An 18701-nucleotide genomic window follows, 5' to 3' on the forward strand; every position below is an offset into this window, starting at 1 on the left:
ACGCTGTGGAGGTACGCCTGATCAGCGGGCGTAGTACTCGACGACCAGCTGCTCGTCGCAGATGACCGGGATCTCCTTGCGCTGCGGGTCACGGTCCAGGCGGAACGCCAGCGCCTTCAGGTTGACCTGGAGGTAGCGCGGGGTCTCGCCGTCGGTGTCGTAGCCACCTTCGCGCGCGACCTGGAAGGGGACCTTCTCGCGGCTGCGCTCGCGGACCATCACGACGTCGTCGGGACGGACGCGGAAGGACGGCTTGTCGACCTTGCCGCCGTTGACCTCGATGTGGCCGTGGACGACCATCTGACGGGCCTGGTAGATGGTGCGGGCGATGCCCGAACGCAGGACCAGGGCGTCGAGGCGGCGCTCCAGCTCGACGACGAGCGCTTCGCCCGTCTTGCCTTCGGCCTTCTTGGCGCGGTCGTAGGCGCGGGCCATCTGGCGCTCGCTGATGTCGTACTGGGCGCGCAGGCGCTGCTTCTCCAGCAGACGAACCTTGTAGTCCGAGTTCTGCTTGCGTCCGCGGCCGTGCTCGCCCGGCGGGTAGGGGCGGGCCTCGAAGTACTTGACCGCCTTCGGCGTCAGCGCGATACCGAGCGCGCGTGACTTCTTGACCTTGGGACGCGACTGGTTAGGCACGTTCTCCAGACCTCCATGTAGGTTAGGTTAGGCTCACCTTACTCAAAGGAGATCGCATGTCTCGCCCTGGGAACACCACGCGCATCACAGACAGCCTCGACAGCCCGCAGGAGGGGGTCGATTCGACGGAGGTCCGATCAGCTCATGGTCAGCCGCGTCCCAGCGGGCTTGAAACCGATCGGATGCCGTCAGCAGCCGAACGCACACGAACTCTCGTACAGAGTACATGCTCGGCGGTACTGGTCATTCCCGGTCTGGACGGGGCCGTGCCGTACCAGCTGATGCCCGACGCGCGGACCGTCGGGAGCGACGGCGAGGTGCTCATGGTCTTCTCCCCGGAGTCCCCGGCGGCGCGGGCGGCCACCCACGCGCAGGACGACGAGCTGACCGCGGTGCTGGAGATCACGGACGTGGCGCCGGTCTCCGTACCCCACCGGATCCGGGGGCGGGCCTGGCTCTCCGGCTGGCTGACGCGCGTACCGGACCGGGAGGCGGAGCCCGGGCGGGTGATCCTGCGGCTGGAGGTCGGGGAGGCGTGCGTGGACGACCTCTGGGGCGCGGAGAGCGTGGAGGCCGAGGACTTCGTGGCGGCCACCGCCGATCCGCTGGTGGAGCACGAGGCCGAGCTGCTCCAGCACCTGCACGCGGCCCACGGCGCGGAGGTCCGTGCGCTGCGCGGGCTGCTCGGCGTGCGGGCCGGGGGTCCTCCGGGCGCGGGGACGGCGGCCGTGCCGGTCGCGCTCGACCGGTTCGGGCTGCGGGTGCGCTTCACCGGGGTCCAGTGCTTCGACGCCCGCTTCGACTTCCCCGAGCCGGTGAAGGACGTCGGCGGGCTGCGGCGGGCGATGCACACGCTGTTCGACGCGGTGTCCCCGTCGCCGGCCGGCGACTGAGGCGACTGAGAGGGGGCTCGTTCAGGAGCCGTCCCCCCGCAGCCGCTCGCGGACCTTGTCGACCACGTCCGCGTAGCGCGCCTCCGCGCCGTACCGCGTCGGTTCGTAGTACTGCCGGCCCGCCACCGACTCCGGCGCGTACTGCTGGGCGGCGATCCCGCCCGGTACGTCGTGCGGGTACACGTACCCCTGGGCGTGGCCGAGCTTGGCCGCGCCCTTGTAGTGGCCGTCCCGCAGGTGCGGCGGGATCTGGCCGGTCAGTCCCTTCCGTACGTCTTCCAGGGCGCCCCCGATCGCCAGCGTCGCCGCGTTCGACTTCGGGGCCAGGGCCAGGGCGATCGTGGCGTGGCTGAGGGTGAGCGCGGCCTCCGGGAAGCCGATCATGGCGACGGCCTGGGCGGCGGCGACCGCCAGCGGCAGGGCGGCGGGGTCCGCGAGGCCGATGTCCTCGCTCGCCGAGATCATGAGGCGGCGGGCGATGAACCGGGGGTCCTCCCCCGCGTCGATCATCCGCGCCAGGTAGTGCAGCGCCGCGTCCACGTCCGAGCCCCGGATCGACTTGATCAGCGCGCTCGCGACGTCGTAGTGCTGGTCGCCGTCCCGGTCGTACATCACCGCCGCGCGGTCGACCGTCTCCTCGACCGTCTGGAGCGAGATCTCCTTCTCGCCCTTGGCGAGCGCGGCACCGGCCGCCGCCTCCAGCGCGGTCAGCGCGCGCCGCGCGTCCCCGCCCGCGATCCGGAGCAGGTGCGCCTCGGAGTCGCCGGGGAGGGTGACGGCGCCCCCGAGGCCCCGCTCCTCCGTCAGGGCCCGGCGCAGCAGGCTGGTCAGGTCGTCGTCGGTGAGCGGCTCCAGCGTCAGCAGGAGGGAGCGGGAGAGCAGCGGGGAGATGATCGAGAAGTACGGATTCTCGGTGGTCGCGGCGATGAGCGTCACCCAGCGGTTCTCCACGGCGGGCAGCAGGGAGTCCTGCTGGGCCTTGCTGAACCGGTGGATCTCGTCGAGGAAGAGGACGGTGTCCTTGCCGAAGCCGCCGGAGGCGCGGCGGGCGCCGTCGATGACGGCCCGTACCTCCTTCACGCCCGCGGTGATCGCGGAGAGCTCCACGAAGCGTTTGTTCGTCGCCTTGGAGACCACGTACGCCAGGGTCGTCTTGCCGGTGCCCGGAGGTCCCCAGAGGATCACGGACGAGGGGCCCGCGGGGCCGCCGCTGCCCTCACCGACCAGCCGGCGCAGCGGGGACCCGGGCTTGAGCAGATGCCGCTGCCCCACCACCTCGTCCACGACGCGCGGACGCATCCGGACGGCCAGGGGACTGCTGGACGGGTCCTTCTCCTGGCGCTCTTCGGCGGCTGCGGTAAAGAGGTCTGGCTCCACGTGTGAAGCCTATGCCAGCCCACTGACAGTCCGGCCGGTCCAGCCGTCCGGCCGGGGCGCGCGACGGCCGGGTCAGCCGGTCCAGAAGTCCCACCAGCGGATCAGGATCAGCACCCCGATGAGTCCGATGTGCAGGGCGGGCAGGACCCACGTGAACTCGCTCAGCAGGCTCCGCAGCCCGGCGGGCGCGGGGATGATCCCGCGGCGGAGGTTGCGGGAGGTCACGTACCAGAACATGACGATCGTGCCGACCCAGGCCAGGCAGCACCACAGGCACAGCGAGTTGATCCGGTAGAGCGACTCGTACTGGAGCCAGGTGCAGAATCCGACCCCGAAGAGCGTGCCCGCGTTGAGGCCCAGCCAGAACCACCGGCGGTAGCGCGCCCCGGCCAGCAGCGCCAGACCGATCCCCATCACCACGGGATAGGCCGCCAGCCCCAGCATCGGATTCGGGAACCCGAACGCCGAGGCCTGCGCGCTCTTCATGATGTTCCCGCACGACACCACCGGATTCAGACTGCACCCCGGGGTGAAATTCGGGTCCTCCAGCAGCTTGAACTTGTCCAGCGTGATCACCCACGCCGCCAGCAGCCCCATCGCACCGGTGATCACCAGCATCACCGCGAACGCCCGGCCGGCACCGACCGCGCCGGGGGCGCCGCCGCCTTCCTCGCGGTCCGAGGAGACGTCGTCGAGCGTTGCACTGGTCATGTCTGTGATCCGTCGCTGTGTGGCCTGGGCCTGTGGGGTGGGCAGGCCCATTGTGCCGTACGTGCCCTCATCTCCACCGTTCGGTGGAGATAAGGACCCCGGTACGGGGGCTCAGCCGAGCCGGCTCCCGATCTCCGCCACCAGGGCGTCGACGGCGACCGGAACCTGCTCGCCGGACTCCATGTCCTTGAGCTGGGCGACCCCCTCGGCGAGATCGCGCTCCCCGGCGACGATCGTGAACCGCGCGCCCGACCGGTTGGCGTTCTTCATGTGGCCCTTGAGGCCCCGCTCGCCGTACGAGAAGTCCGCGGCGATCCCGGCCTTGCGCAGGTCCGTGACCACCGCGAAGAGCAGGCGCCGCGCCTCGTCCCCCAGGGCGACCGCGTACACGGTCACCGGGGCGGGCAGGGCGAGCGTGATGCCCTCCGCCTCCAGCGCCAGCACCGTACGGTCCACGCCGAGCGCCCAGCCGACGGACGGCAGCGCGGGCCCGCCGATCATCTCGGACAGCCCGTCGTACCGGCCGCCACCGCCCACCGCGGACTGCGCGCCGAGCCCGTCGTGGACGAACTCGAAGGTCGTACGGGTGTAGTAGTCGAGCCCCCGGACGAGCCGGTCGTCGTCCTCGTACGCGACCCCCGCCGAGGCCAGCAGCTCACGGACCTCTTCGTGGTACGCCCGGCAGGCGTCGCACAGGTAGTCCCGCAGCAGCGGGGCGCCGGCGAGCTGCTTCCGTACCTCGGCGCGCTTGTCGTCGAGAACGCGCAGCGGGTTGATGTCGATGCGGCGGCGCGTCTCCTCGTCCAGGTCGAGCCCGCGCAGGAAGCCCTGGAGGGCTTCGCGGTAGACCGGCCTGCACTCCTTGTCGCCCAGGGAGTTGAGGAGGATGCGGAATTCCCGCAGGCCCAGCGAGCGGTACGCCTGGTCGGCCAGGATGATCAACTCCGCGTCGAGCGCGGGGTCCTCGGTGCCGATGGCCTCGGCCCCGACCTGCGAGAAGTGGCGGTAACGGCCCTTCTGGGGGCGCTCGTAGCGGTAGTACGAGCCGGAGTACCAGAGCTTGACGGGCAGGTTCCCGGCCTTGTGGAGGTTGGCCTCCAGCGCGGCGCGCAGCACCGAGGCGGTGCCCTCGGGGCGCAGCGCCAGCTCGGAACCGCCCTTGGTGGTGAGGGTGTACATCTCCTTCGTGACGATGTCGGTGGACTCACCGACACCGCGCGCGAAGAGCTCGACGTCCTCGAAGCCCGGGGTCTCGGCATAGCCGTAGCCCGAGGTGCGCAGCGGGGCGGAGATCGCGTCCCGGACGGCGAGGTAGACCGCGGAGACCGGGGGGAGAAGGTCGTAGGTCCCCTTGGGGGCCTGGAAGGTGCTCATGGGGTTCGCTGTTTCACATTCCTCGTCGCGGAGCGGCTTCCCGGCCGCGTCCGAGGCCGGCGGCCACCTCCCGCAGATACGGGTTGGTGGCGCGCTCCCGGCCGATGGTCGTCTGGGGGCCGTGGCCCGAGAGCACCACGGTCGAGTCGTCGAGCGGCAGGCACACGCGGGCCAGCGATTCGAGCATCTCGGCGTGGTCGCCGCCGGGCAGGTCGGTGCGTCCGACGGAGCCGGCGAACAGCAGATCGCCCGAGAACAGGACCGGCGGGATGTCGTCCCCGCCGGCGGCCTCGGGCAGCCCGAAGGTCACCGACCCCTTCGTATGGCCGGGCGCGTGCGCGACGGTGAGGTCCAGGCCCGCCAGGCGCAGCACGGCGCCGTCGGCCAGCACCCGCACGTCGGACGGCTCGCCGACCGTGATCCCGTCCATCAGCGGCGTACCGACCGCGCGGCCGAGGCCCTTCTCCGGGTCGCTCATCATGTACCGGTCGGCGGGGTGGATCCACGCGGGCACGTCGTGCGCGCCGCAGACGGGGACGACCGAGGCGACGTGGTCGAGGTGGCCGTGGCTGAGGAGGACGGCGACGGGCTTGAGCCCGTGCTTCCGTACGGTGTCCGCGACGCCCTCGGTGGCCTGGTGGCCGGGGTCGATGATCACGCACTCCTCGCCCGCGGCGGGGGCGACCAGATAGCAGTTGGTCCCCCAGGCCCCGGCGGGGAACCCGGCAATGAGCACGATCGTCCTTAGATGTCGAGGGGGCGAGATGTCACCGATGTCCCCGAATCCCCGATGTGGACCCCGGGAAACGGCGCCGCGGCGCTTCAGGTGCGGCGATGCGGTGCATCAGAGCCTACCGGCGCTGCTCATTCCACAGCTAACCCATATACCGTACGGGGCCAGGGCCAGGGGCCCTCAGCACCACGACCCAGCTTCACGACCCAGCATCACGACGAACGAGGAGAAGACCCGGTGGCAGGGACCGATCAGCGGCGGCGGCAGCTCGCCCGGGAGAAGTTCGAGCGGCAGCAGCAGCGCAGGGTGGAGGCCCGTCAGAAGGCCAGGCGGCGCAATGTCATCATCGCGTCCGTGCTGGCCGTCGTGGTGGCCGCCGGTGGCGTCGCGTACGCCGTGGCAGGTCTGAGCGACGGCGACAAGGACGGCAAGAGCGACGCCGCGGCCCCGGCGACCTCTCCCCCCGCGTCGCCCGAGCCGAGCGAGGCCGCCTCCCCCGAGCCGAAGATCACGATCGACAAGACGGCCAAGTACACGATGTCGCTCAAGACGAACGTGGGGGACATCGCCATCGCGATGGACGCCGCGAAGACGCCGAGCACCGTGAACTCGTTCAAGTCCCTCGCGGACAAGAAGTACTTCGACAACACGAAGTGCCACCGTCTGACCACCCAGGGTATTTTCGTGCTCCAGTGCGGCGACCCCAAGGGCGACGGCACGGGCGGCCCCGGCTACACGATCCCGGACGAGAACCTCAAGTCCCTGGGCAAGCCGGCCGCCGACGGCGCGGTGACGTACAAGGCCGGGACGGTCGCGATGGCCAATACCGGCCAGCCGCACACCGGCGGCAGCCAGTTCTTCCTCGTGTACAAGGACACCAAACTGCCCCCCACGTACACCCCGTTCGGCACGATGGACGCGGACAGCCTGAAGGTCGTGGATGCCGTGGCCAAGGCCGGTGTGGACGGTGCCACGGGCGACGGCGCCCCCAAGAAGGCCGTCACCATCGAGAAGGGCACGGTCGACAAGACGTGACCCTCTGAATTCGGCCGTGCGGAGTGCGGACAGCCGGCCCGCCGGTCGCCTAGATTGGCGGGGTGGAGGACGGGCGCGAGCCCGTCCCAGGAAACTGTGGACGATGCCCGGGGGCGAACTCCCCCGCAGGCATCAGGTGGAGGAGGCGCTGTGAGCAGCGACCCGTGGGGCCGTGTCGACGAGACGGGCACCGTGTACGTGCGTACGGCCGACGGCGAACAGGTCGTCGGATCCTGGCAGGCAGGCTCTCCGGATGAGGCTCTGGCCTATTTCGAGCGCAAGTACGAGGGCCTGGTTGTCGAGATCGGCCTCCTCGAACGGCGGGTGAAGACCACCGACCTGTCCGCGAAGGACGCGACGGCGGCCATCGACCATCTGCGCGGCCAGGTGGACGAGCACCACTCCGTGGGCGACCTGGACGCGCTGCGCAAGCGGCTCGACGCCCTGGTCGCGACGGTCGACGCGCGCCGCGAGGAGCGCAAGGTGCAGCGGGCGAAGCAGACCGACGAGGCCAAGGTGGCCAAGGAGGCGCTCGTCACCGAGGCCGAGGAGCTGGCGCAGAGCGACCAGTGGCGGTCGGCCGGTGAGCGGCTGCGGGCGCTCGTGGACATCTGGAAGGGCCTGCCCAGGCTCGACCGGAAGTCCGACGACGAGTTGTGGCACCGCTTCTCGCACGCGCGCTCGGCGTTCTCCAAGCGCCGCAAGGCGCACTTCGCGGCCCTGGACGCGCAGCGCGAGGACGCCCGCAGGGCGAAGGAGAAGCTCGTCGCCGAGGCGGAGGCGCTCTCCAAGTCCACCGACTGGGGCGACACGGCCGCGCGTTACCGCGAGCTGATGACGGACTGGAAGGCGGCGGGCCGCGCCCAGCGCGAGGCCGAGGACGATCTGTGGAACCGTTTCCGCGGTGCGCAGGACGTCTTCTTCGCGGCGCGCGGTGAGGTCTTCGCCGAGCGGGACGCGGAGCAGACCGAGAACCTGAAGGTCAAGGAGGATCTCGCCACCGAGGCCGAACGGCTGGTCCCGGTGAAGGACCTCAAGGCCGCCAGGGCTGCCTTCCGCGCCCTCAACGAGCGCTGGGAGGCCGTGGGGCACGTGCCGCGCGACGCCCGGCCGCGGGTCGAGGGCCGGATGCACGCGGTGGAGCGGGCTCTCCAGGAGTCCGAGGAGAACGAGTGGCGCCGTACGAACCCGGAGGCGCGTGCGCGTGCCGCGGGTCTGACGGGTCAGCTCCAGGCCGCCGTCGACAAGCTGCGCGGGCAGATCGACACGGCGCGGGCGGCGGGCAACAACGCCCGGGCGGACAAGCTCGCCAAGGAGCTGGAGGGCCGGCAGGCGCTGCTGGACCAGGCGCTCAAGGGTCTCCAGGAGTTCGGCGGCTGACACACCGCGCCGGACCACCCCCGGTCGTACGAAGAGGCTCCCCGTACCGCGTGTACGGGGAGCCTCTTCGTACGCCAGGACTTCTTGCGGCCGCGGACTGCTTACGGCCTGCGCGCCGACGTCACACGGTAGACGTCGTACACGCCCTCCACGCCCCGTACCGCCTTCAGGACGTGCCCCAGGTGCTTCGGGTCGCCCATCTCGAAGGTGAAGCGCGAGGTGGCCACCCGGTCGCGCGACGTCTGGACCGCCGCCGACAGGATGTTGACGTGCTGGTCGGAGAGGACGCGCGTGACGTCCGACAGCAGCCGCGACCGGTCCAGCGCCTCGACCTGGATGGCGACCAGGAACACCGAGGACTGGGTCGGCGCCCACTCGACTTCGAGCATCCGTTCGGGCTGTTGCGAGAGCGAGTCCACGTTGACGCAGTCCGCGCGGTGCACGGAGACGCCCGCGCCCCGGGTGACAAAGCCGATGATCGGGTCGCCCGGTACCGGCGTACAGCAGCGGGCGAGCTTCACCCAGACGTCGTCCACGCCCTTGACGACCACGCCGGGGTCCGCGCTGGAGCGGCGCTTGCTGCGGCCGTGCGACGGCGGGGCCGTCTCGGCGATGTCCTCGTTGGCCGCCTCCTCGCCGCCGAGCGCCTGCACCAGCTTCTGGACGACGCTCTGCGCCGTCACATGGCCTTCGCCGATCGCCGCGTACAGGGACGAGATGTCGGGGTAGCGCATCTCGTGCGCGAGGGTGACCAGGGAGTCGCCGGTGAGGATCCGCTGGATCGGCAGGTTCTGCTTGCGCATCGCCTTGGCGATGGCGTCCTTGCCCTGCTCGATGGCCTCGTCGCGCCGTTCCTTGGAGAACCAGCCGCGGATCTTGTTCCTGGCGCGCGGCGACTTGACGAAGCCGAGCCAGTCGCGGGACGGCCCCGCCCCGGACGCCTTGGAGGTGAAGACCTCCACCAGGTCACCGTTGTCGAGCGTCGATTCGAGCGGGACGAGCCGCCCGTTGACCCGTGCCCCTATGGTCCGGTGGCCGACCTCCGTGTGGACGGCGTAGGCGAAGTCGACGGGGGTGGCCCCGGCCGGCAGCGCTATGACGTCGCCCTTCGGCGTGAAGACGAAGACCTCGTTGCGCGACAGGTCGAAGCGCAGGGACTCCAGGAACTCACTGGGGTCCTCGGTCTCCTTCTGCCAGTCGAGCAGCTGGCGCAGCCACGCCATGTCGTTGACGGTGTCCTGGCCGCCGACCCTGCTGGTGGAGCGGGGCACGTCGGTCCGGACCTTGGAGGTGCCGGCGACGGCCTCCTGCTTGTACTTCCAGTGCGCGGCGATGCCGTACTCGGCGCGGCGGTGCATGTCGAACGTACGGATCTGGAGCTCGACGGGCTTGCCGTTGGGGCCGATGACCGTCGTGTGCAGCGACTGGTACATGTTGAACTTGGGCATCGCGATGTAGTCCTTGAACCGCCCCGGGACCGGATTCCACCGGGCGTGGACGGTGCCGAGCGCCGCGTAGCAGTCACGGACGGTGTCGACCAGGACACGGATGCCCACCAGGTCGTAGATCTCCGCGAAGTCACGGCCGCGGACGATCATCTTCTGGTAGACGCTGTAGTAGTGCTTCGGCCGGCCGGTGACGGTGGCCTTGATCCGGGCCGCGCGCAGGTCGGACTGCACCTCGTCGGTCACTATGGCGAGGTATTCGTCCCGCTTGGGGGCGCGCTCGGCGACGAGCCGCACGATCTCGTCGTACATCTTGGGGTAGAGGATCGCGAAGGCGAGGTCCTCCAGCTCCCACTTGATGGTGTTCATGCCCAGGCGGTGGGCCAGCGGCGCGTAGATCTCCAGCGTCTCGCGGGCCTTCTTCTCCTGCTTCTCCCGCTTGAGGTAGCGCATCGTGCGCATGTTGTGCAGCCGGTCGGCGAGCTTGATGACCAGGACGCGCGGGTCCTTGGCCATGGCCACGACCATCTTGCGTACGGTCTCGGCCTGCGCGGCCTCGCCGAACTTGACGCGGTCCAGCTTGGTCACGCCGTCGACCAGCAGCGCGACCTGGTCGCCGAAGTCACGGCGCAGGGTGTCCAGGCCGTACTCGGTGTCCTCGACCGTGTCGTGCAGCAGGCCCGCCATCAGAGTGGCGGGGTCCATGCCCAGCTCGGCGAGGATCGTCGTCACCGCGAGGGGGTGCGTGATGTACGGGTCGCCGCTCTTGCGCTTCTGGCCGCGGTGCCAGCGCTCGGCGACCTGGTACGCGTTCTCGATCTGGCGGAGGGTGGCGGTCTCGATCTTCGGGTCGTTGCCGCGCACGGTCCGCAGCAGCGGCTCCAGGACCGGGTTGTACGTGGACGAGCGCTGCACGCCGAGCCGGGCGAGCCTGGCCCGTACCCGGTTGGAGGACCCGCCGGTACGGGGCGGGGTCGCGGGCGCCGGCTTGGGGGCGGTGACCGGGGTCGAGGGCAGCTCGGGCGCGGGCTTCGCGGCCTGCGGCTCCACGGGCGCGGGGGTGCCCGGCGCCGGGCGGCCGTTCTCCGCCGCCTTCGGCGCGGACGGGTCCGCGGCAGCCGCCCGGTCCGCGGCCGCCTTGTCCTGGGGCGCGGCAGGCCGCGCGGCGGCCTGGGCTGCGTGCTGCTCGGGCGTCGCGGCGGCCAGTGGCTGTGCCTCGTCTGGCAAGAGCGCTCCTCGTGCGGTTCCGGGACCCCCGGACAGGGCCGGAAGGTCCATGGTATCGACCTCGGGCGCCCCTCTCGCCCCGGGACCGAAGGGTTTACAGAACGCGGGACGGGCACCCGCTTGTTCCCGGGTGCCCGTCCCTGCGCGTTTCGTGCGTGTTCCCTGTGACGCGTGTGTGTCTTCCCCGTGCGCCCGACGGGCCCCGCGCCGGTGGTCCGAACGGGTGCCGCCGGGGGTCCGTACGTTTCCGTACGGCCCGGCCGGACGTTTCCGTACGGACCGGCCGGCGCTCAGAACGTGAGCAGCGCCTCCAGCGGGGCGCCGTGCAGCGACGGCTCCAGCCGGGCCCGGCCGTCCAGGAAGGCCAGCTCCAGCAGGACCGCCACCCCCACGACCTCGGCGCCGGCCCGCCGGATCAGCTCGACGGAGGCCTCCGCCGTGCCCCCGGTGGCGAGGACGTCGTCGATGACGATGACGCGGTCCCCCTCCCCCAGGTCCTCGGCGTGGACCTCGATCTCGGCGGTGCCGTACTCCAGCTCGTAGGACTGCGACAGGGTCGCGCCGGGGAGCTTGCCCGCCTTGCGTACGGGGATGAAGCCGAGGCCCGCCCGGACCGCGACCGGCGCGGCCAGGATGAAGCCGCGGGCCTCCAGGCCGACGACCTTCGTCGCTCCGTACTCCCCGCACAGCGCGGCGAGCGCGTCCGTGAGCGCCGTGAACGCCTTGGGGTCCGCCAGCAGCGGGGTGATGTCCTTGAAGACGATCCCGGGCTTCGGGTGGTCGTGGACATCACGGATGCGGCTGAGGAGCAGGTCCCTGGTGCCGTCGTCGGTCACCGCCGCCGTCCCGAGGGACGGCCCCGGCCACCCCGGCCACTGCGCGGTCCGGCCACGGCGGCGGCGGTCGCGACCCCGTTGGGGGCGTCCTCCGGCTCGTCGTCGTACCGCGCGTCCGTCTCCACGGACCCCTCGGCCGGCTCACCCTTGGCGGCGGCCGCCGCGCGCTTGGCGAGCACCCGCTTCTTCAGGGCCTTCATCTGCGGGTCGCGTTCCTTGAGGTCGGCGACGAGCGGAGTGGCGATGAAGATCGAGGAGTACGCGCCGGCGGCGAGGCCGACGAAGAGCGACAGCGAGATGTCGTTCAGCATCCCGGCGCCCAGGACGCCGCCACCGATGAAGAGCAGGCCCGCGACCGGGAGCAGCGCGACGACGGTGGTGTTGATGGAGCGGACCAGGGTCCCGTTGATGGACCGGTTGGCCACCTCGCTGTAGTACCACCGGGTCTGCTTGGTGATGCCCTTCGACCCCTCCTTGAGGCTGTCGAAGACGACCACGGTGTCGTACAGGGAGTAACCGAGAATGGTCAGCAGACCGATCACGGTGCCCGGTGTGACCTCGAAGCCCACCAGGGCGTACACCCCGACGGTGATGGTGAGGTCGTGGATCAGGGCGATGAGGGCGGCGACGGCCATCCGCCACTCGAAGGCGATGGCGAGGTAGATCACCACCAGGACCATGAAGACCGCCAGGCCCGTCCAGGCCTTGTTGGCGATCGTCTCGCCCCAGCTGGGACCGACGATGTCGGCGGCGATCTTGTTCTCGTCGACGCTCAGGTCCTTCGCCAGCTGCGTCTTGACCTTGTCGGCCTGCGCCTGGCTCAGCTCGGTGACCTGGATCCTGAGGGTTCCGTTGCCGAGCTTCTGGACGATCGCGTCGTGTCCGGCCGCCTCCTGGGCGTCCGTCTGGGCCTGCGAGACGGAGATGCTCGTCTTCGGGGTGGTGAAGACGGCACCACCCTTGAACTCGATGCCCATGTTGAGGCCCTGCACCGCCAGGCCGAGGATGGCCGTGATGGTGATCAGGATCGAGAGCCCGTACCAGACCTTCCGCTTGCCGATGAAGTCGTAACCGACCTCACCGCGGTACAGCCGGGCGCCGAGTGCGCCGAGTCGCGACATCTCACGCCTCCTTCGAGTCGGTCGGGGCGGCGCTGACGCGGGAGCGGCGCTGCGGTGGCTCGGGCGGGTCTTCTTCCAGCAGGCTGGGGCGCGAACGGCGCAGCGGCGGCTTGGCGCCGAGCCGCTTCGGGTCCAGGCCGGACCAGCTGTGTCCCTCGGAGAAGAACTTCTTGCGGGCCATGAGCGTCATCACGGGCTTGGTGAAGAAGAACACCACGACCACGTCGAGGACGGTGGTCAGACCGAGGGTGAACGCGAAGCCCTGGACCTTGCCGACCGTGACGACGAAGAGCACGGCGGCGGCGAGGAACGACACGAAGTCCGAGACCAGGATCGTGCGCCGGGCGCGCGGCCAGGCCCGCTCGACGGCGGGGCGCAGTGTGCGGCCCTCCCGGATCTCGTCACGGACTCTCTCGAAGTACACGATGAAGGAGTCCGCGGTGATACCGATCGCAACGATCGCACCACACACCGCGGGGAGGTTCAGGGCGAAGCCGATGCCCGGGCCGAGGAGCGACATGATCGTGTACGTCATGATCGCGGAGGCGCCGAGGCTGAGGATCGCGATCAGCGACAGGCCGCGGTAGTAGGCCACCAGGTAGATGATGACCAGGCCCAGGCCGATCGCGCCGGCGATGAGGCCGGCGTGCAGCTGCTCACCGCCGAGCGCGGCGGTGACCGTGGTGGTGCTCGCCACGTCGAAGGAGAGCGGGAGCGCGCCGAAGGACAGGATGTTGCCCAGGTTCTGGGCCGACTCCTGGTCGAAGCTGCCGGAGATCTCGGCGCTGGCGCCGAGGGTCTGGCTCACCGAGGGCGCCGAGACGACGTTGCCGTCGAGCACGATCGCGAACTGGTTCATCGGGGGCTGCTGCTGGGAGAGCTTGCCGGTGATCGACTGGAACTTCTTCGTGCCGCCGCCGGTGAAGTCCATCTGGACGATCCACATGCCGCGCTGCTGGTCGAGCACGCCCTTCGCCTTGGAGACGTCGGTGCCGTCCAGCTCGGCCGGGCCGAGGATGTACTTGTCCCAGTTCTTGCCGGTGGTGTCCTGGCCGCAGGCGACGATCGTGTCCTTGGGACCGCTGCTCTGGTTGACCGTCGTACGGGAGGCCTCGTCACGGCAGTCGAGCGCCGTGAACTTCTTCTCCAGGGCGGCGGTGGCCGGGTCCGGAGGCGTCGTGGCCGCCGGGTCCGGGGGCGTCGTGGCGGCGGGGGGCGCGTCACTGGCGCCGGGGGTGGGGGTGGGCGTCGGCGCCTTCTTGAGCGCGTCCGTGACGGCCCGGCCCTGGGTGGTGCTGGACGGGCTGGGCGTCGAGGACGCCGAGCTGTCCGCCTGGGGCTTGCCGCTCGCCGAGGGCTTCGCGGAGCCGCTGGGAGAGGTGCTGGGAGCGGGCTCGGGTGCCGTGGGTGTACCGGGCGCGTAGGTCAGCACCGGCCGGAAGAAGAGCTGGGCCGTCGTACCGACCTGGTCCTGGGCCTGCTTGCTGTTCGTACCCTTGGGGATGTTGACAATGATGTTCTTGTCACCCTGGGTCTGAACCTCGGCCTCGGAGACACCCAGACCATTGACGCGGCGGTCGATGATGTTGACCGCGGTGTCCATGTTGGTCTTGTTGATCGCGTTCGGCTTGCCCGGCGTGTTCTTCGCCTGGAGCGTGATGCTCGTGCCGCCCGCGAGGTCGATCCCCAGGCGTGGCGTGACATGACCGGACCAGAACATGCCGCCGGTGAGGGCGACCATGGCAATCAGGAACAGGGCCAGGGTGCGCCCCGGCCTGCCTGGGGACCCTGCCTGCCTTCGGCCCTTATTAGGTGCTGCCACCTTCTCGTTTCTCCCTGTCCAACCGCCCCGCGCCGGGTGTGCGCCGGAGCGGCCACGAAGTGATGTGGGGACCTGCCCCCGCAGAACACAGCACGGAACGCACGCCGACGAGGACCGCGGAGCGGCCCTCGGTCACGGACCGACTACTTCGCGTCCGCTTCGCCGTCGGCCTTGGCGTCCTTGGTCTCGGCCGCCTTGGCCGCCGCGGGCTCCTCCTTGTCGGCCTTCGCCGCGTCGGCGTCGTCGGCCTCGGGGCGCTTGCCCAGGTCGATCTTGGCGACGGCGTCGTCGGCCGGGTCGGCGTCGATGAGCGACGAGGCGTCGTCGGGGACGACGGTGTCGTCGGACGTCAGGTCGTCGCCGTGCACGATGCGGTTGTACTCGTCGTCGTCCAGCACCGCGCCGATGGCGTTCTTGGCGTAGACGGCGTGTACGCCGGGAGCGACCTCGAGAATGACCATGTCCTCGTGCACCTCCTTCACCGTGGCGTACATGCCGCCGATCGTCCGGACGCCGGTGCCGGGCTGCATGTCGCTGCGCATCTGCGCGGCGGCCTGCTGCTTCTTCTTGGCGGACCGGGTCATCAGGAACATGGCCCCGATGAGCACGATGAAGGGGAGAAGGGTCACTGGACTCACGGGAGGGAACTTCCTTCGCACGACCGCGCTGGAGAACGGCCTCATATACGGGGGTGGGCATGCCGACCTGGAAGGGCGGCATCGGCGGAGTCTAAGCGAGTCCGCGTCGTTGGAACAACGCCCAGCATCGCACCCTGGTTCCGCCCCGGTCGAGCGTGCTGCGCCTCACGTCCCGAACAGACCCTGTTGTCCGGCTGTGCCCGGGGCCTGTTGCGGGGGTACGAGCCCCAGGTGCGCCCAGGCCGCGGGGGTGGCGACCCGGCCGCGGGGGGTGCGGGCCAGCAGGCCCTCCCGTACGAGGAAGGGCTCGGCGACCTCCTCCACCGTCTCACGCTCCTCCCCCACGGCCACGGCCAGGGTCGACAGGCCCACCGGGCCGCCGCCGAACAGCTTGAGGAGGGCCCTGAGCACGGCCCGGTCGAGGCGGTCGAGACCGCGCGCGTCGACCTCGTACACCGCGAGGGCGACCTGGGCGATCTCGCGGTTGATCACGCCGTCCGCCTTGACCTGGGCGTAGTCCCGGACCCGCCGCAGCAGGCGGTTGGCGATACGGGGCGTGCCGCGCGAGCGCCCCGCGATCTCGGCGGCGCCCTCGGCGTCGATCTCCAGGTCGAGGAGCTGGGCCGAACGGTGGATGACGCGCTCCAGCTCGGCGCTCTCGTAGAACTCCATGTGGCCGGTGAAGCCGAACCGGTCACGCAGCGGGGGCGGCAGCAGACCGGCCCGGGTGGTGGCGCCGACCAGGGTGAACGGCGGCAGCTCCAGCGGGATGGCGGTGGCGCCGGGGCCCTTGCCGACGATGACGTCGACCCGGAAGTCCTCCATCGCCATGTACAGCATCTCCTCGGCGGGCCGGGACATGCGGTGGATCTCGTCGAGGAAGAGGACCTCGCCCTCCTGGAGGGAGGAGAGGATCGCCGCGAGGTCGCCGGCGTGCTGGATGGCGGGGCCCGAGGTGATGCGGATGGGGGCGTTCATCTCGGCGGCGATGATCATGGAGAGGGTGGTCTTGCCGAGGCCCGGCGCGCCGGAGAGCAGCACGTGGTCGGCGGTGGCGCCGCGGGCGAGCGCCGCCTTGAGCACCAGGTCGAGCTGCTCGCGGACCCGCTCCTGGCCCACGAACTCGTCCAGCGACTTGGGGCGCAGTGCCGCTTCGACGGCCTGGTCCTCCCCGTCCGCGGACGGGGCGACGAGGCGGTCGTCCCGGTCGTCGGGTGCCTGTGTGTCGGCGCCGCTGTCGTCCCAGTTCACTCTGTCCCGCCGATGTTCACTCTGTCTCACTGTCGTTGGCTCGGTCCCGGCGTTCACTCTGTCGCACCGCGCTGTCCGCTCAGCGCGTTCTGTTCAGGCTCTGGAGCGCGGCGCGCAGCAGTTGCGGCACGGGCGGCTGTAGCCCTTCCGCGACGGCGGCCTCGGCCTGGGGCGTGACCAGCGCGACCGCCTCGTCGGCCTCGCGGGTGGCGTACCCGAGGCCGATCAGCGCGGCGTGCAACTGGTCGCTCCAGGAGGCGGAGAGCGCGGTGCCGATGCCCTGCGCGCGGGCCGGTCCCACCGGGGCGCCGAGCCGGTCCTTGAGCTCCAGCAGCAGCTTCTGGGCGCCCCGCTTGCCGATGCCGGGCACCGCCGTCAGCGTCTTCTCGTCGCCGTTGGCCACCGCGATCCGCAGGGTGTCGGGGCTGTGCACGGCGAGCATGGCCTGGGCGAGGCGCGGGCCGACGCCACTGGCGGTCTGGAGCAGCTCGAACACCTGGCGCTCGTCGTCGTCCGCGAAGCCGTACAGCGTGAGCGAGTCCTCGCGGACGACGAGGGAGGTGGCGAGCTTGGCGTCCTGGCCGATCCGGAGTCCGGCGAGGGTCCCGGGGGTGCACTGGACGGCCATGCCGATGCCGCCGACCTCGATGACGGCCGTGGTCGGGGCGAGCGCGGCGACCGGGCCGCTGACGAAGGCGATCATCGGGGGACCTTCCGTACGGATGCGGTGGCGGGGGCCTTGGCGGGGACGCGGGAGGCGTGGGCCGCGGCCTGGGCCTGCTGGAGGCGGTTCATGGCGGGGGCACGCCAGATGTGGCAGATGGCGAGCGCGAGGGCGTCCGCCGCGTCGGCCGGTTTCGGCGGGGCGGCCAGCCGCAGCAGCCGGGTGACCATCGCGCCGACCTGTGCCTTGTCGGCCCGGCCGCTGCCGGTGACGGCGGCCTTGACCTCGCTGGGGGTGTGCAGCGCCACGGGGATGCCGCGGCGGGAGGCGCAGAGCATGGCGACCGCGCTGGCCTGCGCCGTACCCATGACCGTACGGACGTTGTGCTGGGCGAACACCCGCTCCACCGCGACCAGTTCGGGCCGGTGCTCGTCGAGCCAGGCATCGATGCCCCGCTCGATGGCGACCAGCCGCATCCCGATCTCGGCGTCCGCCGGTGTCCGGACGACGCCGACGCCGAGCATCGTCAGCGGGCGGCCCGCGACCCCTTCGACCACGCCGACTCCGCACCGGGTCAGCCCCGGGTCGACCCCCAGCACCCGCATCGCGCCCCCTCCCGCTCTCCGTGCCCACGGTCCCGCTGTTCGCGTTCGACTTCGACTTCGACTTCGCTGATCAGCACAGTATCGGTCGCCACTGACAACAGGACGGACCGACGGAGTCCTGCCCCGTCGGTCCGTCAGGTGAAGCGGTGTCAGCGGCGGCGCTCAGGCGTCGACCTTCTCCATCACTTCGTCGGAGACGTCGAAGTTGGCGAAGACGTTCTGCACGTCGTCGCTCTCCTCCAGCGCGTCGATGAGCTTGAAGATCTTCCGCGCGCCCTCCTCGTCCAGGTCGACCTGCATGGTCGGGACGAAGCTCGCGTCCGCGGAGTCGTAGTCGATGCCCGCCTCCTGGAGGGACGTACGGACCGCGACCAGGTCGGTGGCCTCGCTGAGCACCTCGAAGGTGTCACCCAGGTCGTTGACCTCCTCGGCGCCCGCGTCGAGCACGGCACCCAGGACGTCGTCCTCGCCCAGCTCGCCCTTGGGGACGATCACCACGCCCTTGCGGTGGAAGAGGTACGAGACGGAACCGGGATCGGCCATCGAACCGCCGTTGCGGGTCATGGCGACCCGGACGTCGGAGGCGGCGCGGTTGCGGTTGTCGGTGAGGCACTCGATGAGCACCGCGACCCCGTTCGGGCCGTAGCCCTCGTACATGATCGTCTCGTAGTCGGCGCCACCGGCCTCCAGGCCGGCCCCGCGCTTGACCGCCGAGTCGATGTTCTTGTTCGGCACCGAGCTCTTCTTCGCCTTCTGGATGGCGTCGAACAGCGTCGGGTTGCCGTCGATGTCCGCGCCGCCGCTGCGGGCCGCGACCTCGATGTTCTTGATCAGCTTCGCGAAGAGCTTGCCGCGCTTGGCATCGATCACGGCCTTCTTGTGCTTCGTCGTAGCCCATTTAGAGTGGCCGGACATCTGCCTGTCTCCTTCGCGTAACCCATCCTGCTCCGTTC

At 70.7% G+C, this 18701-nt stretch carries 17 protein-coding genes; 3 read left to right on the forward strand and 14 right to left on the reverse strand.

The features are described from left to right. Positions 1–21: 21 nt before the first annotated feature. A complete protein-coding gene (rpsD, locus tag ACIODU_RS19195) occupies positions 22–636 on the reverse strand; it encodes a 30S ribosomal protein S4 (RefSeq protein WP_161311511.1) in 615 nt (204 codons plus the stop codon). Positions 637–818: 182 nt separating this feature from the next. On the opposite strand from rpsD, the gene ACIODU_RS19200 reads away from it, so the two are divergent. After that, the gene (locus ACIODU_RS19200) at positions 819–1529 is read left to right on the forward strand and encodes a DUF2470 domain-containing protein (protein WP_401768917.1); all 711 of its coding nucleotides are present in this window, start codon (positions 819–821) and stop codon (positions 1527–1529) included. A gap of 21 nt (positions 1530–1550) precedes the next feature. Here ACIODU_RS19200 and ACIODU_RS19205 read toward each other — a convergent pair whose 3' ends face one another. The 4 genes from ACIODU_RS19205 to ACIODU_RS19220 all read right to left on the reverse strand — a co-directional run bounded on the left by ACIODU_RS19205 (position 1551) and on the right by ACIODU_RS19220 (position 5727). Further along, entirely contained in the window at positions 1551–2906 is a 1356-nt protein-coding gene (locus ACIODU_RS19205) for a replication-associated recombination protein A (RefSeq protein WP_356424678.1), read from the reverse strand. 72 nt (positions 2907–2978) lie between these two features. After that, positions 2979–3617: a vitamin K epoxide reductase family protein gene (locus ACIODU_RS19210; protein WP_401768920.1), complete on the reverse strand. Its 639-nt coding sequence runs from the start codon at positions 3615–3617 to the stop codon at positions 2979–2981. A gap of 111 nt (positions 3618–3728) precedes the next feature. Further along, positions 3729–4991: a histidine--tRNA ligase gene (gene hisS / locus ACIODU_RS19215; protein ID WP_401768922.1), complete on the reverse strand. Its 1263-nt coding sequence runs from the start codon at positions 4989–4991 to the stop codon at positions 3729–3731. A 13-nt stretch (positions 4992–5004) separates the two neighbouring features. Further along, positions 5005–5727: an MBL fold metallo-hydrolase gene (locus ACIODU_RS19220; RefSeq protein WP_401768925.1), complete on the reverse strand. Its 723-nt coding sequence runs from the start codon at positions 5725–5727 to the stop codon at positions 5005–5007. Positions 5728–5961: 234 nt separating this feature from the next. Between ACIODU_RS19220 and ACIODU_RS19225 the strand changes: the two genes are divergently transcribed. After that, positions 5962–6759, forward strand: coding sequence for a peptidylprolyl isomerase (locus ACIODU_RS19225; RefSeq protein WP_356424690.1), 798 nt, complete (start codon positions 5962–5964; stop codon positions 6757–6759). Positions 6760–6909: 150 nt separating this feature from the next. Further along, entirely contained in the window at positions 6910–8139 is a 1230-nt protein-coding gene (locus ACIODU_RS19230; RefSeq protein ID WP_356424693.1) for a DUF349 domain-containing protein, read from the forward strand. A 101-nt stretch (positions 8140–8240) separates the two neighbouring features. Here the strand turns inward: ACIODU_RS19230 and ACIODU_RS19235 are convergent, their stop codons facing one another. The 9 genes from ACIODU_RS19235 to ACIODU_RS19275 all read right to left on the reverse strand — a co-directional run bounded on the left by ACIODU_RS19235 (position 8241) and on the right by ACIODU_RS19275 (position 18663). Next, positions 8241–10811 (reverse strand): bifunctional (p)ppGpp synthetase/guanosine-3',5'-bis(diphosphate) 3'-pyrophosphohydrolase, encoded by a 2571-nt coding sequence (locus tag ACIODU_RS19235; RefSeq protein ID WP_356424696.1) that lies wholly within the window; start codon positions 10809–10811, stop codon positions 8241–8243. Positions 10812–11101: 290 nt separating this feature from the next. Further along, positions 11102–11647 carry an adenine phosphoribosyltransferase gene (locus ACIODU_RS19240; RefSeq protein WP_356424699.1) on the reverse strand — a complete coding sequence of 182 codons (546 nt, stop codon included), beginning with the start codon at positions 11645–11647 and terminating at the stop codon, positions 11102–11104. After that, a complete protein-coding gene (gene secF / locus ACIODU_RS19245; protein ID WP_401768930.1) occupies positions 11644–12768 on the reverse strand; it encodes a protein translocase subunit SecF in 1125 nt (374 codons plus the stop codon). The genes ACIODU_RS19240 and secF overlap by 4 nt, the downstream gene beginning before the upstream one ends. Position 12769: 1 nt before the next feature. Beyond that, positions 12770–14590 (reverse strand): protein translocase subunit SecD, encoded by a 1821-nt coding sequence (gene secD / locus ACIODU_RS19250; RefSeq protein WP_356424705.1) that lies wholly within the window; start codon positions 14588–14590, stop codon positions 12770–12772. Positions 14591–14733: 143 nt separating this feature from the next. Continuing rightward, positions 14734–15228 carry a preprotein translocase subunit YajC gene (yajC, locus tag ACIODU_RS19255; protein ID WP_401768933.1) on the reverse strand — a complete coding sequence of 165 codons (495 nt, stop codon included), beginning with the start codon at positions 15226–15228 and terminating at the stop codon, positions 14734–14736. A 165-nt stretch (positions 15229–15393) separates the two neighbouring features. Beyond that, entirely contained in the window at positions 15394–16479 is a 1086-nt protein-coding gene (gene ruvB / locus ACIODU_RS19260) for a Holliday junction branch migration DNA helicase RuvB (RefSeq protein WP_356424711.1), read from the reverse strand. Between the two features lie 79 nt (positions 16480–16558). Then, positions 16559–17182, reverse strand: coding sequence for a Holliday junction branch migration protein RuvA (gene ruvA / locus ACIODU_RS19265; RefSeq protein WP_401768937.1), 624 nt, complete (start codon positions 17180–17182; stop codon positions 16559–16561). Beyond that, a complete protein-coding gene (gene ruvC, locus ACIODU_RS19270; protein ID WP_401768940.1) occupies positions 17179–17748 on the reverse strand; it encodes a crossover junction endodeoxyribonuclease RuvC in 570 nt (189 codons plus the stop codon). Before ruvC ends, ruvA begins: the two co-directional genes overlap by 4 nt. 162 nt (positions 17749–17910) lie before the next feature. Beyond that, entirely contained in the window at positions 17911–18663 is a 753-nt protein-coding gene (locus tag ACIODU_RS19275) for a YebC/PmpR family DNA-binding transcriptional regulator (protein ID WP_356424720.1), read from the reverse strand. Positions 18664–18701 lie beyond the last annotated feature (38 nt).

The organism is Streptomyces sp. NPDC088261 (genome assembly GCF_044740805.1).
Lineage (GTDB): Bacteria > Actinomycetota > Actinomycetes > Streptomycetales > Streptomycetaceae > Streptomyces.